The sequence below is a fragment of the Ancylobacter sonchi genome (genome assembly GCF_018390695.1).
Lineage (GTDB): Bacteria > Pseudomonadota > Alphaproteobacteria > Rhizobiales > Xanthobacteraceae > Ancylobacter > Ancylobacter sonchi.
In genome coordinates, this window is the sequence record NZ_JAHBGF010000012.1 from 17,603 (window position 1) to 33,392 (window position 15,790).

Annotated in this window: 13 protein-coding genes; 9 read left to right on the forward strand and 4 right to left on the reverse strand. The window is 68.4% G+C overall.

The genetic code is table 11. The features are described 5' to 3' along the window. Positions 1-109: 109 nt before the first annotated feature. A complete protein-coding gene (locus KHC28_RS05340) occupies positions 110-751 on the reverse strand; it encodes a GNAT family N-acetyltransferase (protein ID WP_214007310.1) in 642 nt (213 codons plus the stop codon). Positions 752-1,137: 386 nt separating this feature from the next. Between KHC28_RS05340 and zapE the strand changes: the two genes are divergently transcribed. The 7 genes from zapE (at position 1,138) to lpdA (ending at position 11,160) form a co-directional block, all read left to right on the forward strand. Continuing rightward, positions 1,138-2,352, forward strand: coding sequence for a cell division protein ZapE (gene zapE, locus KHC28_RS05345; protein ID WP_214007311.1), 1,215 nt, complete (start codon positions 1,138-1,140; stop codon positions 2,350-2,352). Between the two features lie 59 nt (positions 2,353-2,411). Further along, the gene (locus KHC28_RS05350) at positions 2,412-3,143 is read left to right on the forward strand and encodes a DUF1003 domain-containing protein (protein ID WP_214007312.1); all 732 of its coding nucleotides are present in this window, start codon (positions 2,412-2,414) and stop codon (positions 3,141-3,143) included. Between the two features lie 321 nt (positions 3,144-3,464). Next, positions 3,465-4,430: a malate dehydrogenase gene (gene mdh, locus KHC28_RS05355; RefSeq protein ID WP_214007313.1), complete on the forward strand. Its 966-nt coding sequence runs from the start codon at positions 3,465-3,467 to the stop codon at positions 4,428-4,430. A gap of 315 nt (positions 4,431-4,745) precedes the next feature. Continuing rightward, positions 4,746-7,727 (forward strand): 2-oxoglutarate dehydrogenase E1 component, encoded by a 2,982-nt coding sequence (locus KHC28_RS05360; protein WP_214007314.1) that lies wholly within the window; start codon positions 4,746-4,748, stop codon positions 7,725-7,727. Positions 7,728-7,808: 81 nt separating this feature from the next. Beyond that, the gene (odhB, locus tag KHC28_RS05365; RefSeq protein ID WP_214007315.1) at positions 7,809-9,047 is read left to right on the forward strand and encodes a 2-oxoglutarate dehydrogenase complex dihydrolipoyllysine-residue succinyltransferase; all 1,239 of its coding nucleotides are present in this window, start codon (positions 7,809-7,811) and stop codon (positions 9,045-9,047) included. A gap of 43 nt (positions 9,048-9,090) precedes the next feature. Then, positions 9,091-9,732, forward strand: a complete 642-nt coding sequence (locus KHC28_RS05370) for a LysE family transporter (RefSeq protein ID WP_376772607.1) — start codon at positions 9,091-9,093, stop codon at positions 9,730-9,732. Between the two features lie 27 nt (positions 9,733-9,759). After that, on the forward strand, positions 9,760-11,160 hold the full coding sequence (gene lpdA / locus KHC28_RS05375; RefSeq protein WP_214007316.1) for a dihydrolipoyl dehydrogenase: 1,401 nt from the start codon (positions 9,760-9,762) through the stop codon (positions 11,158-11,160). Positions 11,161-11,326: 166 nt separating this feature from the next. Here lpdA and KHC28_RS27660 read toward each other — a convergent pair whose 3' ends face one another. The 3 genes from KHC28_RS27660 to KHC28_RS05385 form a co-directional block, all read right to left on the reverse strand. Continuing rightward, a complete protein-coding gene (locus KHC28_RS27660; RefSeq protein ID WP_255608041.1) occupies positions 11,327-11,452 on the reverse strand; it encodes a hypothetical protein in 126 nt (41 codons plus the stop codon). Positions 11,453-11,558: 106 nt separating this feature from the next. Further along, entirely contained in the window at positions 11,559-11,984 is a 426-nt protein-coding gene (locus KHC28_RS05380) for a VOC family protein (protein ID WP_214007455.1), read from the reverse strand. A 152-nt stretch (positions 11,985-12,136) separates the two neighbouring features. Beyond that, positions 12,137-13,144 (reverse strand): tyrosine recombinase XerC, encoded by a 1,008-nt coding sequence (locus KHC28_RS05385; RefSeq protein WP_214007317.1) that lies wholly within the window; start codon positions 13,142-13,144, stop codon positions 12,137-12,139. Positions 13,145-13,194: 50 nt separating this feature from the next. Here KHC28_RS05385 and KHC28_RS05390 point away from each other — a divergent pair, with 50 nt between their 5' ends. Continuing rightward, positions 13,195-15,408 carry a primosomal protein N' gene (locus KHC28_RS05390; RefSeq protein WP_214007318.1) on the forward strand — a complete coding sequence of 738 codons (2,214 nt, stop codon included), beginning with the start codon at positions 13,195-13,197 and terminating at the stop codon, positions 15,406-15,408. Between the two features lie 215 nt (positions 15,409-15,623). Then, positions 15,624-15,776 carry a DUF5993 family protein gene (locus KHC28_RS05395; RefSeq protein ID WP_214007469.1) on the forward strand — a complete coding sequence of 51 codons (153 nt, stop codon included), beginning with the start codon at positions 15,624-15,626 and terminating at the stop codon, positions 15,774-15,776. The last annotated feature ends 14 nt before the right edge of the window (positions 15,777-15,790 follow it).

Consider the following 15,790-nt stretch of genomic DNA (forward strand, 5'->3'; position numbering starts at 1 on the left):
ATTCGATGAGGATGGCCCTGTCTCTCGCCCGATCACGGCCAAGTCAAGGCATCGCATCAAGACGACCCAGCGGATACCGGCCTGCGGGCGCGCCCGGCGCGCCGCGGCGTCAGTGGCCGCGATGCGGGCGCGGCAGCATGCGGTCCTGCAATTCGAACGCGGCGGAGAACACCGCGAAGACGTCGCCGATCATCTCGCGCAGCCAGGACATCGGCGTCGCCGGCGGCGTACGCAGGTGGCCGACCATCTCGGTCTCGTCGAGCGAGAAATCCGCCTCGTGGCGCAGCGCGATGCTCTTCATCCGGCCGTTCTGCGGCAGGAACACCACTTCGAGGTCCTCGATGCCGCGGTTCTGCGCCAGCAGCACCAGCTGGCGCATCAGCGCCGAGCCGATGCCCTTGCCCTGCCAGTCGCGCTCGACGCTGAAGGCCGCCTCGGCGGCGACCGGCTTGCCGGGCTTCTTGGGCAGCGGATGCAGCTCGGCGACGGCGCGCAGTTCGCCCTCGTGGAAATAGCCGACCAGCAGCTTGTCGCCCTCGACCGCACGGGCGGCATGACGGGCGAGCGCGGCGTCCGACACCACGCCGCCGAAGCGCATGAAGCGGCTCAGCGGATCGAGGCGAAGCAGGTGGTCAAGGAACTCCTGCCGCTCGGCGGGCACGATCTTGCGGATCACGCCTTCGGCGACGGCGTCAACCCGCGAGGGCGGCGCCTCGCTGGCCGTGTTCCGGGGCTCGAGCTGATCGATCATCGGTGTTCCGGGCATCGCATCCACCGCTACATTGCGGCGCGACATACATATTCGCACTGCAACATGACACAACCGGCAGCCCTGCATGGCTCGCATGCGGCGGGCGCGAGCCTGAGGTGTCGTCGCACCATCCGCCTTGCTTGCCTGCGAAAACCTCGCGGACTGTGTGACCATGCCCCGCGCCGGTCAAGTCGGTAGCGTTACGCAGCCGGCCGCCATTGCCGGCGTTTTGCAGATTGGCCCTCCCCTTCCCCATCGTTCACCACCGATATTGCAGCTGCGCACGAAAGCCCCCGAACCTTCGTTCAAAGCGGCATCCCGCCTGCTTGCTGCGGCGCCTTCGGCTCGCTAGTTGTGCGCGGCACAAATTTCTGGAGATCGGCGAGATGGAGTTTGCGGCAGAAGCGGGCGGATCGGTGCTCGCGGCGCGCTACGTCGCCCGCATGGCCGCCGGCGACATCGCCCCCGACGCCGGCCAGGCCAAGGTGGTCTCGGCCCTGGCAGCGCTGGAGCAGCGCATCGCCACCCGGCGCCTCGCCCGCAAATCCTCGGCGCTGGGCTGGCTGTTCGCCAAGCGCGACGTGCAGCAGCCCCCGCCGCGCGGCCTGTACATCCACGGCTCGGTCGGCCGCGGCAAGACCATGCTGGTCGACCTGTTCTACGAATGCGTCGCCGTGCGGAAGCGCAAGCGCCGCGTGCATTTCCATGAGTTCATGGCTGATGTGCATGCGCGCATCTTCCAGGTCCGCAACGACATGAAGTCCGGCAAGCTCAAGGATGCCGACCCCATCGCCATCGTCGCCAAGGCGCTGGCGGAGGAGGCGTGGCTGTTGTGCTTCGACGAATTCCACGTCACCGACATCGCCGACGCGATGATCCTCGGCCGGCTGTTCGAGAAGCTGTTCGACGTCGGCGTGGTCATCGTCGCCACCTCCAACGTCGCCCCGGAGAATCTCTACGAGGGCGGCCTCAACCGCGCGCTGTTCCTGCCCTTCATCAAGCTGATCGAGGCGCATATGGACGTGGTGCGCATCGATTCTCCGACCGATTACCGCATGGAGAAACTCGGTGGCGCCCGCATCTGGTACGTGGCCGGCGAGCACGGCACCCAGGCGGAGGTCGACCGCGAGGTCGAGAAGATCTGGCACCGCATCGCCGGCGCCGATGGCGGCGCCCCGGCCACCGTGGTGTCCGGCGGCCGCACGCTGCGCGTGCCGAAGGCCGGCGGCGGCGCGGCGCGCTTTTCCTTCGCCGATCTGTGCGAGCAGCCGCTCGGCGCCTCCGACTATCTGCGCCTCGCCCGCGCCTATCACACGCTGGTCATCGAACATGTGCCGGTGATGGACCAGGACCGCCGCAACGAGGCCAAGCGCTTCATCACCCTGATCGACGAGCTCTACGACAAGGGCGTCAAGCTGGTCGCCTCGGCGGCGGCGGAGCCGGAGGAGCTCTATCGCGGCACCCAGGGAGCCGAGGCCTTCGAATGGGCGCGCACCGTCTCGCGCCTGCACGAGATGCGCTCGGCCGACTACCTCGCCCGTCCGCACGGGCGCGGCGATTCCCAGGCCAGCGGCGACACCACCGGCCTCGTCGAGACCTGATCGGCGGGACGGCGGACGGCGGGGCGGCAGACGGGACAGCGGAACGCAGGAACCCAGGCATGACGCACCAGAATCCCCCCGCCGACAGCGAACGCCACCGCATCCGGCATCACTGCGCGCTTACCGGCCAGATCGTCACCGACCATGACGGCGAGCGGCTGGACACGCTGCGCCCGGCGCTGGCGGCGCATATCCGCGCCGCCCATCCCGGCATACCGGACGACGCCTTCATCTCCCGCGAGGCGCTTGCCGCCGAGCGGTCCAGCATGATCGCCGAGACGCTGCAGGCCGAGCGCGGCGACCTCTCGCAGATCGAGCGCGACGTCATCGAGAGCCTCGCCCGCCACGAAACCCTCGCCGAGAACGTCGAGGAAGAGCTGGACGAGAACCGCACGCTCGGCGAGCGCTCCGCCGACCTCATCGCCAGCTTCGGCGGCAGCTGGACCTTCATCATCGGCTTCTGCGGCCTCCTCGTGGTGTGGATGATCGTCAACACCGTGCTGCTCGCGGCCGGGGCGTTCGACCCCTTCCCGTTCATCCTGCTCAATCTCGTGCTGTCCTGCATCGCCGCCCTGCAGGCGCCGATCATCATGATGAGCCAGAAGCGGCAGGAGGCGAAGGACCGCAAGCGCTCGGAGAACGACTACCGGGTGAACCTCAAGGCCGAGTTGGAGATCCGTCACCTGCATGAGAAGATCGACCACATGCTGACCCGGCAGTGGGAGCGCCTCGCCGAGATCCAGTCGATCCAGATCGAGCTGATGGAAGAGGTCCTCCAGCGCCGGCGCTGAGCCGCCCGGCGGCCTCTTCCCCGCCCCTTCCGTATCGTCGCCGAAGTCTCTGCCTGCCCCCTGCCCGGGCGTCACCGGTTCGTCATCGATCCGTCATCGCATCTTGTCCGCGGGCGATGATCGTCGCGCGATCACGCGATAGTTATGCGGAAAACAGAGGGCAGGTATTCGGCATGCCATATGCCAGGATCATCGTCGTAAAGTCGTAGACGCCAATGTTTACACTATCGGCCATCCTCGCTTGAACCCTCCGGCTAGAAGCGTTATCGGAAACCGGCGCGGCACTTCGCCGCCTTTTCCCACGGATCGTCAGGAAATCTCATGGCTCGAGCAAAGATTGCACTGATCGGGGCCGGTCAGATCGGGGGCACGCTCGCCCTCCTCACGGGTCTCAAGGAGCTCGGGGACATCGTCCTCTTCGATGTCGTCGAAGGTGTTCCGCAGGGCAAGAGCCTCGATATCGCGGAAGCGAGCCCGGTGCTCGGCTTCGATGCCAACTATGCCGGCACCAACAGCTACGAGGCGATCGCGGGCGCCGATGTGATCATCGTCACCGCCGGCGTGCCCCGCAAGCCCGGCATGAGCCGCTCAGACCTTCTCGACATCAATCTGAAGGTCATGCAGCAGGTCGGCGCGGGCATCAAGGAATACGCCCCGGACGCCTTCGTGATCTGCATCACCAACCCGCTCGACGCCATGGTGTGGGCGCTGCAGAAGGCCTCCGGCCTGCCCACCAATAAGGTGGTCGGCATGGCCGGCGTGCTTGATTCGGCGCGCTTCCGCTATTTCCTCGCCGACGAGTTCAAGGTCTCGGTCGAGGACGTCACCGCCTTCGTGCTCGGCGGCCACGGCGACGACATGGTGCCGCTGGTGCGGTATTCCGGCGTCGCCGGCATCCCGCTGCCGGACCTCGTCAAGATGGGCTGGACCACCCAGGAAAAGGTCGACGCCATCGTCGAGCGCACCCGCAAGGGCGGCGGCGAGATCGTCAACCTGCTCAAGACCGGCTCGGCCTTCTACGCCCCGGCCGCCTCGGCCATCGAGATGGCCGCCTCCTACCTGCGCGACAAGCGGCGCCTGCTGCCGGCGGCCGCCTTCCTGTCCGGCGAGTACGGGCTCAGCGACCTCTATCTCGGCGTGCCGGTGATCATCGGCGCCAACGGCGTGGAGAAGGTCGTCGAGATCTCGCTCGACGCTGGCGAGCAGGCCATGCTCGACAAGTCGGTCGCCTCGGTGAAGGAACTGGTCGCCGAGTGCCAGAAGATCGCGCCCGGCCTCGCGGCGTGAACGACATCCGCTCCCCGGCGCCGTCTGGCCGCCGGGGAGCGCGGTACCTATCTTGCTTGTGCCCCGAACGGGCCGCCGATGTGAGTGCGCAGAGCCGGTCGCGCTGGGTCAAGATCGGGCGAGATCAGCGTTTTTTGCAGGCCCGCGCCGCAATCTCGCGGCATTCATGACGTCAAGACGAGCCTATATAGACTGAAGACCACAGCTTTCGTCCCCGCCAGCGGGGCATCGGGCGGGCCCTCTGCCACCGGGCGGCGGGGTCGACGGGTGAGAAAGCGTCTCCACCGGACCACGACGGTCCCTCAGGAGCCGACAATGTCGCGCGCGGACTCGAACGAAGCTTTCCTGAACACCTCCTTCCTCTACGGCGCCAATGCGGCCTGGATCGAGCAGCTCTACGCCAGCTACGAAGCCGATCCCGCCTCGGTCGACCCCGAGTGGCAGGCTTTCTTCGCGGCGCTGAAGGATTCACCCGCCGACGTCGAGAAGAGCGCCCGCGGCGCCTCGTGGAAGCGGGACAACTGGCCGCTGCACGCCAATGGCGAGCTGGTCTCCGCCCTCGATGGCAACTGGATCGAAGTCGAGAAGGTCGTCTCGAAGAAGGTCGAGGCCAAGGCCGTCGAGAAGGCCAAGGTCGCCGGCGTCGAGCTCTCCTCCGCCGAGGTCCAGCAGGCCACCCGCGACTCGGTCAAGGCGCTGATGATGATCCGCGCCTATCGCATGCGCGGCCATCTCCACGCCAAGCTCGACCCGCTGGGTCTGGAGCCGGAGCATCCCGCTCCCGAGCTCGACCCCGCCTCCTACGGCTTCACCACCGAGGCCGACCTCGACCGGCCGATCTTCATCGACCACGTGCTGGGCCTCGAATTCGCCACCGTCCGCCAGATGGTGGCGATCCTCCAGCGCACCTACTGCCAGACGCTCGGCGTCGAGTTCATGCACATCTCCTCGCCCGAGGAGAAGGCGTGGATCCAGGAGCGCATCGAGGGCGTCGACAAGGAGATCACCTTCACCCGCGAGGGCAAGAAGGCGATCCTCAACAAGCTGGTCGAGGCCGAGGGCTTCGAGAAGTTCCTCGACGTGCGCTACACCGGCACCAAGCGCTTCGGCCTTGACGGCGGCGAGAGCCTGATCCCGGCGCTCGAGCAGATCATCAAGCGTGGCGGCCAGCTCGGCGTCACCGAGATCGTGTTCGGCATGGCGCATCGCGGCCGCCTCAACACGCTGACCCAGGTGATGGGCAAGCCGCACCGCGCGCTGTTCCACGAGTTCAAGGGCGGCTCCTGGGCCCCCGACGAGGTCGAGGGCTCCGGCGACGTGAAGTACCACCTCGGCGCCTCCTCGGACCGCGAGTTCGACGGCAACAAGGTGCATCTGTCGCTCACCGCCAACCCGTCGCATCTCGAGATCGTCGACCCGGTGGTGCTCGGCAAGTGCCGCGCCAAGCAGGACGCGCTCGGCGACACCGAGCGCACCCAGGTGCTGCCGCTGCTGCTGCACGGCGACGCCGCCTTCGCCGGCCAGGGCGTGGTGGCCGAATGCTTCGGCCTGTCCGGCCTGAAGGGTCACCGCACCGGCGGCTCGATCCACTTCATCATCAACAACCAGATCGGCTTCACCACCTATCCGCGTTTCTCGCGCTCCTCGCCCTATCCGTCGGATGTGGCGAAGACCATCGAGGCGCCGATCTTCCACGTGAACGGCGACGACCCCGAAGCGGTGACCTTCGCCGCCAAGATCGCCATCGAGTTCCGCCAGCGCTTCCGCAAGCCGGTGGTCATCGACATGTTCTGCTACCGCCGCTTCGGCCACAATGAAGGCGACGAGCCCGCCTTCACCCAGCCGCTGATGTACAAGGCGATCAAGCAGCACCCGAGCACGCTGGAGATCTACTCGAAGAAGCTCGCGGCCGAGGGCGTTGTCGACACCGCCGAGTTCGACCGCATGAAGGCCGACTGGCGCTCGCGGCTCGACGCCGAATACGACGCCGGCCAGGCCTACAAGCCGAACAAGGCCGACTGGCTCGACGGCCGCTGGGCCGGCCTCAAGGCCGCCGCCGACGCCGATGATCCGCGCCGTGGCAACACCGGCGTCGCCATCGACGAGCTGAAGGACATCGGCGCGAAGATCACCACGGTGCCGGAGGGTTTCCACCTTCATCGCACCATCCAGCGTTTCCTCGATTCCCGCCGCAAGGCCATCGTCGAGGACGGCGCCGGCATCGACTGGTCGACCGCCGAGGCCCTCGCCTTCACCACCCTGCAGCTCGACGGCCACCCGGTGCGCCTGTCCGGCCAGGATTGCGAGCGCGGCACCTTCTCGCAGCGCCATTCGGTGCTGATCGACCAGGAGAACGAGGACCGCTATACCCCGTTCAACCACCTGAAGGACGGCCAGGCCCGCTACGAGGTCATCAACTCGATGCTCTCGGAAGAAGCGGTGCTCGGCTTCGAGTACGGCTATTCGCTGTCCGAGCCCAACGCGCTCACCCTGTGGGAAGCGCAGTTCGGCGACTTCGCCAATGGCGCGCAGGTGGTGTTCGACCAGTTCCTTTCCTCCGGCGAGCGCAAGTGGCTGCGCATGTCCGGCCTCGTCTGCCTGCTGCCGCACGGCTATGAGGGCCAGGGTCCTGAGCACTCCTCCGCCCGTCTCGAGCGCTATCTGCAGATGTGCGCCGAGGACAACATGCAGGTCGCCAACCTGACGACGCCGGCCAACTATTTCCACGCGCTGCGCCGGCAGCTGAAGCGCGACTTCCGCAAGCCGCTGATCCTGATGACGCCGAAGAGCCTGCTGCGCCACAAGCGCGCCGTCTCCTCGCTCGCCCAGTTCGGCGCCGGCACCACCTTCCACCGCGTGCTGTGGGACGATGCCCAGAGCGAGCACGTGGTGAAGGGTCCGGAATCGATCACGCTGAAGAGCGACGACAAGATCCGCCGCGTCGTGCTGTGCTCGGGCAAGGTCTATTACGACCTGTTCGAGGAGCGCGAGCGGCGCGGCATCGACGACATCTACCTGATGCGCGTCGAGCAGCTCTTCCCGTTCCCGCTCAAGACGCTGGTGCAGGAGCTGTCGCGCTTCAAGGGCGCGGAGATCGTCTGGTGTCAGGAAGAGCCGAAGAACCAGGGCGCCTGGGCCTTCGTGCAGCCTTATCTGGAATGGGTGCTGGAACAGACCGGCTCGGCCTCGTCGCGGCCGCGCTATGCCGGCCGGCCGGCCTCGGCGGCCACCGCCACCGGCCTGATGTCCAAGCATCTCGCCCAGCTGAAGGCCTTCCTGCAGGATGCCTTGGACTGATCGCGCGCTGGACTGACACGGACGAACCGAAGGGAGTGCCGGCCCCGCGGTCGGCTTAAGGGTAGGTAAGGGAAAACGAGCATGGCCACCGAGATCCGCGTTCCGACGCTGGGCGAATCGGTCACCGAAGCGACCATCGGCAAGTGGTTCAAGAAGGCTGGCGATGCCGTCGCCGCCGACGAGCCGATCGTCGAGCTTGAGACCGACAAGGTCACGATCGAGGTGCCGGCTCCCGCCGCCGGCGTGCTCTCCGAGATCATCGCCAAGGACGGCGAGACCGTCGGCGTCGGCGCGCTGCTCGGCTCCATCGGCGCCGGTTCGGGCGCGGCCGCCGCGCCCACCGCTGCCGCTCCCGCCCCGGCCAAGGCCGAGGCGCCCAAGGCGGCTCCGGCTGCTCCGGCTCCCGCCGCGGCCCCGGCCGCCGCTGCCGCCGGCTCCAACGGCCCGGCGGTCGCCAAGCTCGCCACCGAAAGCGGCATCAACCCGGCCATGCTCGCCGGCTCCGGCAAGGATGGCCGCGTGACCAAGGGCGACATGCTGGCGGCCATCGCCACCCCGCCCGCCGCCGCTCCGGCTCCCGCTCCCGTCGTCGTGCGCGCGCCCTCGGCGCCGGTCGACGCGGTCCGCGAGGAGCGCGTGAAGATGACCAAGCTGCGCCAGACCATCGCCAAGCGGCTGAAGGACGCGCAGAGCACCGCCGCGATGCTCACCACCTTCAACGACGTCGACATGTCGGCGGTGATGAGCCTGCGCGCGCAGTACAAGGACGTGTTCGAGAAGAAGCACGGCGTGAAGCTCGGCTTCATGGGCTTCTTCACCAAGGCGGTCATCCAGGCGCTGAAGGACGTGCCGGAGGTGAATGCCGAGATCGACGGCCAGGACCTGATCTACAAGAACTACTACAATATCGGCATCGCGGTCGGCACCGATAAGGGCCTCGTCGTGCCGGTGGTGCGCGACGCCGACGAGCTGTCGATCGCCGGCATCGAGAAGGCGATCTCCGGCTATGGCCGCAAGGCCCGCGACGGCAAGCTCGGCATCGACGACATGCAGGGCGGCACCTTCACCATCACCAATGGCGGCATCTACGGCTCGCTGATGTCCACCCCGATCCTCAACGCGCCGCAGTCGGGCATTCTCGGCATGCACCGCATCGAGGAGCGCCCGGTGGCGATCAAGGGCCAGGTGGTCATCCGCCCGATGATGTATCTCGCGCTCAGCTACGATCACCGCATCGTCGACGGCAAGGGCGCGGTGACCTTCCTGGTCCGCGTCAAGGAAGCGCTGGAAGATCCGACCCGCCTCGTGCTGGACCTGTGATCGCAACCAACTGAGGCGGCAACCAATCGGGGCGGAGGGGGCGTTGAGCTATCTCGGCGAATTCGCGGCCATCATGGCCGTGTTCGCGGTGGTGATCGTGGCGCCGGGGGCGGATTTCGCCCTCGTCGTGCGCCAGAGCGTGGTGCATGGCCGTCGCGCGGCGCTGGTCACCAGCTTCGGCATCGGCGCCTCCCTGCTCTTCCACATCAGCTACACCATTCTCGGCATCGGGCTCATCGTCTCGCAGTCGCTGGCGCTGTTCGCGCTGATCAAATGGTGCGGCGTCGCCTATCTCGTCTATCTCGGCATCCGCTCCTTCTTCGAGAAGCCGTTCAATCTCGACGAGGTGGCGCTCGCCGGTGAGGCGAAGGCGGCCCGCCGCGTCTCGCTGCCGAAATGCTTCGGCATGGGCTTCCTCACCAACGCGCTGAACCCGAAGCCGGTGCTGTTCTTCCTGTCGCTGTTCTCGGCGATGGTCAGCCACGAGATCCCGGCGGCGATCACATTCCTCTATGGTATCGGCATGGCGGGCGCGCTGATCGCCTGGTTCGTCGGCGTCACGCTGTTCTTCACCAATCCCGCCGTGCGGGCGCGCTTTTCGGCGTGCGGCCGCTGGTTCAACCGGGTGACCGGGGCGACCTTCGTGCTGCTCGGCCTGCGTCTCGCCGCCCAACGCGCCGGCTGATCACTTTCGGCATTCAAGGAAACCTCCATGTCCTACGACCTGATCGTCATCGGCACCGGCCCGGGCGGCTATGTCTGCGCCATCCGCGCCTCGCAGCTCGGCCTCAAGGTCGCGGTGGTGGAGAAGCGCGCCACCTTCGGCGGCACCTGCCTGAATGTCGGCTGCATCCCCTCCAAGGCGCTGCTGCACGCCTCCGAGCTGTTCGAGGAAGCCGGCCACTCCTTCGCCAATATGGGCATCGTGGTCGACAAGCCGAAGCTCGACCTGCCGGCGCTGCTCGGCTTCAAGGACAAGGCGGTGGATGGCAACACCAAGGGTGTCGCCTTCCTGATGAAGAAGAACAAGATCGACACCTATCACGGCACCGCCAGCATCCCGGCGCCCGGCAAGGTCGACGTCGCCCTCGCCGATGGCGGCCAGCAGACGCTGGAATCGAAGGCGATCGTCATCGCCACCGGTTCGGACGTCGCCAAGCTGCCGGGCATCGAGATCGACGAGCAGCGCATCGTCTCCTCCACCGGCGCCATCGCGCTCGACAAGGTGCCCGGCAAGCTGATCGTGGTCGGCGCCGGCGTCATCGGGCTGGAGCTTGGCTCGGTGTGGCGCCGCCTCGGCGCCGAGGTGACCGTGGTCGAGTTCCTCGACCGCATCCTGCCCGGCATGGATGGCGAGGTCGCCAAGTCGTTCCAGCGCATCCTTGAGAAGCAGGGCGTCGGCTTCAAGCTCGGCGCCAAGGTCACCGGCGTCGACACCTCCGGCGCGACGCTGAAGGTCTCCATCGAGCCGGCCGCCGGCGGCGAGGCGCAGAGCCTGGAAGCCGATGTGGTGCTGGTCGCCATCGGCCGCGTCGCCTACACCGAGGGCCTCGGCCTCGAGGCGCTCGGCGTCGAGAAGGACAAGCGCGGCCGCGTGGTCACCGACCATTATTTCCGCACCAGCGTGCCCGGTATCTTCGCCATCGGCGACGCCATTGCCGGCCCGATGCTGGCCCACAAGGCGGAGGACGAGGGCGTCGCCATCGCCGAGCTGCTGGCCGGCCAGGCCGGGCATGTGAATTACGACGTCATTCCGGGCGTGGTCTACACCACCCCGGAAGTCGCCGCGGTCGGCAAGACCGAGGAGGAGCTGAAGGCGGCCGGCATCGACTACAAGGTCGGCAAGTTCCCCTTCCTCGCCAATGGCCGCGCCAAGGCCAACGACCAGACCGAGGGCTTCGTGAAGATCCTCGCCGACGCCGCCACCGACAAGGTGCTGGGCGCCCACATCATCGGTGTCGAGGCCGGCGAGATGATCCACGAATGCGCGGTGCTGATGGAGTTCGGCGGTTCGTCCGAGGATCTCGCCCGCACCTGCCATGCCCACCCCACCCGCTCCGAGGCGGTGAAGGAAGCGGCGATGGCGGTGGAGAAGCGCGCCATCCACATGTGAGACCGCGCCTCGGCGCGGACGGCATGTGAGGATCTGCCTCGCATCTGAAACGAGAACGGCCCGGAGAGCATCTCTCCGGGCCGTTCCGTTTTGGCGGGGACCGTCGCAGGCCAGGTGCCCGAGTTCAGGTGCCCGAGCTCAGCTACCGAGGTCAGGTATCGTTGTCTCAGGTACCCTGCGTCTGGGTCGGCTTCGGCGCCGAGGCATGGCCCGGCGAGCAGTCGGCAAGCGCAACCCCGGAGGCGGCCACGGTGAGGGAAAGCGCACACAGGGCCGTCACGATCTTCTTCATGTCAGGTCTCCTCTGGTGTGGACGCCCCAGTCTTACCGATGCGGAAGGTGATGAAAAGCGCGCCGCCGGTGCCATGTGACCGAAAGTCAGGCAAATCCGCCCGGTCTCACGCAGCCGTGTAGGTCACCGCTTCGATCCGCCAGCCATCGGGGTCGGTGAGGAAGGCGGCGTAGTACCCTTCGCCATAATGCGCGCGCAGCCCCGGCGCGCCGAAATCGGCGCCGCCATGGGTCAGCCCGGCGGCGTGAAAGGCGCGCACCGCGTCGCGATCCGGCGCCAGGAAGCAGAAATGGCAGCCCGGCTGCGCCGTCACGACACCGGCGCGGCGCTGGATCCAGAACGCCGCCGCCCCCGGCAGCCCGACGGGCGAGGGCGCCTCCCCTGGCCGGCCCCAGCAGGCGGCGCCGCCATTCGGGTCCTGCGAGGCATCGTAGTGGCGCACCCGCACATAGCCGAGCGGCGCCAGCACCGCGTCGTAGAACGCCACCGAGCGGGCGAGGTCGCTCACCCCGACCGACATGTGGTCGATCATCGGCAGGATCGGCTGCACCGTCAGCGTCATGTCGAACCCTCCTTGCCCGCCAGGTCATTTTCGAGCGAAGCGGGGACCGGTACGCGTGAAGAAGAAGCGTTGTTACAAAGGCTTATAGTAATCCCGCTGAACTGGAACTCACCGGGATTGTTCTAGCCTTCCTTGCTGTCGGCAAGCCGCGCCCGGGGATGCGCCGCCCGCCAGCTCGCCATCAGCGCCGAGGCGTCGACGGCGGCGTAGATCTGCGTGGTGGACAGCGAGGCGTGGCCGAGCAGTTCCTGGATCGAGCGCAGATCGCCGCCGCGCGCCAGAAGATGCGTCGCGAAGGAATGGCGCAGCGCGTGCGGCGTCGCGCTGTCCGGCAGGCCGAGCGCCCCGCGCAACTGCTCCACCACCCGCTGTACGATGCGCGGCGACAGCGGCCCACCCTTCTCGCCGACGAACAGCGGCCCGCCGAGTTCCAGCGCGAACGGACAGGCCGCCGCATAGGCGTCGATGGCCTTCAGCACATGCGGCAGCACCGGCACCATGCGGGTCTTGCCGCCCTTGCCGGTCACGGTGATGTGGTCGCCGGTCCCCGGCGCCGGCATATCGCGCCGCTTCAGCCCCAGCGCCTCGGAGATGCGCAGGCCGGAGCCGTAGAGCAGCGCGAGCACCGCCGCGTCGCGCATCAGCACCCAGCCCTCGCGCGCCTCGCCGGCACGGATATCCGGATCGGCGAGCTTCTTCGCATCGGCCACCGAGACCGGCCGCGGCAGGGTACGCGGGATACTCGGCGCCCGTACCGCGGTCAGCGCCCCCACCTTGCCCAGCCCCTCGCGTTCGAGATGCCGGCCGAAGGAGCGGGCGGCGGCGAGGAAGCGCATCTGGGTGCGCGGCTCGATGCCTTCCGCCCGCTTGGCGGCGATCACCGCCCGCACATCGCGCGGGGCGAGCTCGGAGAAGGCGGCGAGGTCGGGCGTCGCGCCGAGATGCCGTGCCAGATGCTGCAGGAAGCCGGTCATGTCGCGCGCATAGGCCTCGCGCGTCTTGGCCGAGAGCCGCCGCTCATGGCCGAGCCGCGCCAGCCAGGCCTTCAATGCCGCCGCCACGTCCGGCGTGGCGCCGGCGAGGAGCGCGATCTCCGCCCGCTCCGCCTTCTGGACGTCGCTCATCGCCATCTGCGCGTTTCCCCTTCTGTTCCGCGCTCATCCTGCCATATCTGAGCTTAATGAAAGCTCCGATTCTCCCCTTCGCCGAGGCGGCCGCGCCCGAGACCGTCGATGTGCTGCTGCCGGTGGCCATCGGCGCCGCCTATTCCTATCGCGTGCCGGAGGGCATGGAGCTCGCCCCCGGCGACGTGGTGGTGGTGCCGCTCGGCACCCGCAATATTCTCGGCTGCGTCTGGCCGCGCGATCCCGCCGCGCCGCAAAAACCGGTCGATCCGGGCAAGCTGAAGCCGGTGATCCGCAAATATGCCGCCCCACCGCTGTCGGCACAGATGATCGCCTTCATCGACTGGATGGCGGAATACACCGTCTCGCCGCCCGGCATGGTGCTGCGCCTCGCCTTGCGCCATGACGAGGCCGCCGGCCCGCAGCGCGAGCGGGTCGGCGTGCGCCTCACCGATAAACGCCCGGAGCGCCGCACCGGCGCGCGCGAGAAGGTCATCGAGGCGCTGGCCGACGGCTTCCTGCGACCGAAGAGCGAGGCCGCCCGCGAGGCCGGCGTGTCGCCCTCGGTGGTGGACGGGCTGATCGACGAGGGGGTGCTGGAGACCGTCACCCTGCCGCCCGAGCCTGCCGCCGAGCCGCCGGACCCCGACCACGCGGTGCCCGAGCTTCTGCCCGGCCAGAAGGCGGCGGCGGATGTGCTGCGCGAGGCGGTGGCGGCACATGAGTTTCGCGTCCACCTGCTCGACGGCGTCACCGGATCGGGCAAGACCGAGACTTATTTCGAAGGCGTGGCGCAGGCGATCCGCGACGGCCGGCAGGTGCTGATCCTGATGCCGGAAATCGCTCTCACCCAGGCCTTTCTCGACCGGTTCGCCAAGCGCTTCGGCGTCGTCCCGGCGCAGTGGCATTCGGCGGTCGGCAGCAAGCGCCGCGGCCGGGTGTTTGCCGGCGTCGCCTCCGGCGAGGTCGCGGTGGTGGCCGGCGCTCGCTCGGCGCTGTTCCTGCCCTACCGCGATCTCGGCCTCGTCATCGTCGACGAGGAGCACGACGCCGCCTACAAGCAGGAGGACGGCGTTCATTACCACGCCCGCGACATGGCGGTGGTGCGCGCCCGCCTCGCCGGCGCGCCGGTGGTGCTGGCCTCGGCGACGCCCTCCATCGAGACCGAAGTGAACGCGCGGCGCGGCCGCTATCTGCGCCTCGCGCTGCCCGAGCGCTTCGCCGGCACCAAGGTGCCCCGGCTGGAGCCCATCGACATGCGCCGCGAGGGGCCGCCCAAGGGGCGCTGGATCGCCCCGCGCCTCGTCGAGGACATCACCCGTACCGTGGAGGCAGGCGGGCAGGCGCTGCTGTTCCTCAACCGGCGCGGCTATGCCCCGCTCACCTTGTGCCGCACCTGCGGCCACCGCATACGCTGCCCGTCCTGCTCCTCCTGGCTGGTCGAGCACCGCTTCCGCCGCCGGCTCGAATGCCATCAATGCGGCTATGCCACCCCGGTGCCGGAGGCCTGCCCTTCCTGCCACGAGCCCAACACCCTCATCCCCTGCGGGCCGGGCGTCGAGCGGCTGCATGAGGAAATCCAGGCGCTGATGCCGGCGGCGCGCGTGCAGGTGCTGTCCTCCGACCTCGCCGGCGGCGTCGAGCGGCTGCGCGCCGAGCTGAAGGCGATCGAGGACGGCGAGGTCGACGTCGTCGTCGGCACCCAGCTGGTGGCGAAGGGGCACAATTTCCCCGGCCTCGCTTTGGTCGGCGTGGTCGACGCCGATGTCGGGCTGGGGCATGGCGATCCGCGCGCCGCCGAGCGCACCTTCCAGCTGCTGCACCAGGTCGCCGGCCGCGCCGGCCGCCACAAGCTCGAAGGCCGCGCCTTCCTGCAGACCTTCATGCCGGAGCACCCGGTGATGCAGGCGCTGATCGCCGGCGACCGCGCCGCCTTCTACGACCGCGAGATCGCGGTGCGCGAGGAAGCGCACCTGCCGCCCTTCGCCCGCTTCTGCGGCCTCGTCGTCTCGGCGAACGAGCAGCACGAGGCACAGCGCCACGCCCAGGCACTCGCCGCCTCGGCACCCCTCGTCGAGGGCGTGCGCATCCTCGGCCCGGCGGAAGCGCCGATCGCGCTGCTGCGCGGGCGTCACCGGCTGCGGCTGCTGGCGCGCTCGCCCCGCGCCTTCGACCTCTCGGCCTATCTGCGCGACTGGATGGCGAAGGCGCCGCGCCCGCGCGGCAATGTGAAGGTGGAGATCGACATCGACCCGCAGAGCTTCCTCTGACCGGCTTCCTCTGATCGATTTTCGTCGGCCGGCCGCCTTTGACCAACTTCCCCAGCCTGCTTCCCCTCACCGGCCGCTCTGACTGGTGTCCTGCGGCCGGGCGGATTCCGCCGCGGCGCGTCGTGACAAGGGCGGTATTTCCTGTTCAGAATGCGCGGTTCCCGTCCGGTCCCGCCGCCATCCCGTTCCCGCGCCGCAAGGACGCTCCGCCGATGATGAGCCTGCCGTTTTTCGGCCTGTTCGCCGGCTTGGCGCTCATCCTTGCCGGGCGCCGGGGTGCGGCCATGCTGGTCTGGGCGCTGTCGATGACGCTGCTGGCGCTGCTGTTCCGCCTGCACGCCACCGACGCTCTGAACATCGCATTGTAGGCGCCGAGGGAACC

Excerpts from the sequence above, each read along its gene's own strand:
- KHC28_RS05340 (WP_214007310.1), bottom strand. The coding sequence starts at position 751 with ATGATCGATCAGCTCGAGCCCCGGAACACGGCCAGCGAGGCGCCGCCC.
- zapE (WP_214007311.1), top strand. The coding sequence starts at position 1,138 with ATGGAGTTTGCGGCAGAAGCGGGCGGATCGGTGCTCGCGGCGCGCTAC.
- KHC28_RS05350 (WP_214007312.1), top strand. The coding sequence starts at position 2,412 with ATGACGCACCAGAATCCCCCCGCCGACAGCGAACGCCACCGCATCCGG.
- mdh (WP_214007313.1), top strand. The coding sequence starts at position 3,465 with ATGGCTCGAGCAAAGATTGCACTGATCGGGGCCGGTCAGATCGGGGGC.
- KHC28_RS05360 (WP_214007314.1), top strand. The coding sequence starts at position 4,746 with ATGTCGCGCGCGGACTCGAACGAAGCTTTCCTGAACACCTCCTTCCTC.
- odhB (WP_214007315.1), top strand. The coding sequence starts at position 7,809 with ATGGCCACCGAGATCCGCGTTCCGACGCTGGGCGAATCGGTCACCGAA.
- lpdA (WP_214007316.1), top strand. The coding sequence starts at position 9,760 with ATGTCCTACGACCTGATCGTCATCGGCACCGGCCCGGGCGGCTATGTC.
- KHC28_RS27660 (WP_255608041.1), bottom strand. The coding sequence starts at position 11,452 with ATGAAGAAGATCGTGACGGCCCTGTGTGCGCTTTCCCTCACCGTGGCC.
- KHC28_RS05380 (WP_214007455.1), bottom strand. The coding sequence starts at position 11,984 with ATGATCGACCACATGTCGGTCGGGGTGAGCGACCTCGCCCGCTCGGTG.
- KHC28_RS05385 (WP_214007317.1), bottom strand. The coding sequence starts at position 13,144 with ATGGCGATGAGCGACGTCCAGAAGGCGGAGCGGGCGGAGATCGCGCTC.
- KHC28_RS05390 (WP_214007318.1), top strand. The coding sequence starts at position 13,195 with ATGAAAGCTCCGATTCTCCCCTTCGCCGAGGCGGCCGCGCCCGAGACC.
- KHC28_RS05395 (WP_214007469.1), top strand. The coding sequence starts at position 15,624 with ATGAGCCTGCCGTTTTTCGGCCTGTTCGCCGGCTTGGCGCTCATCCTT.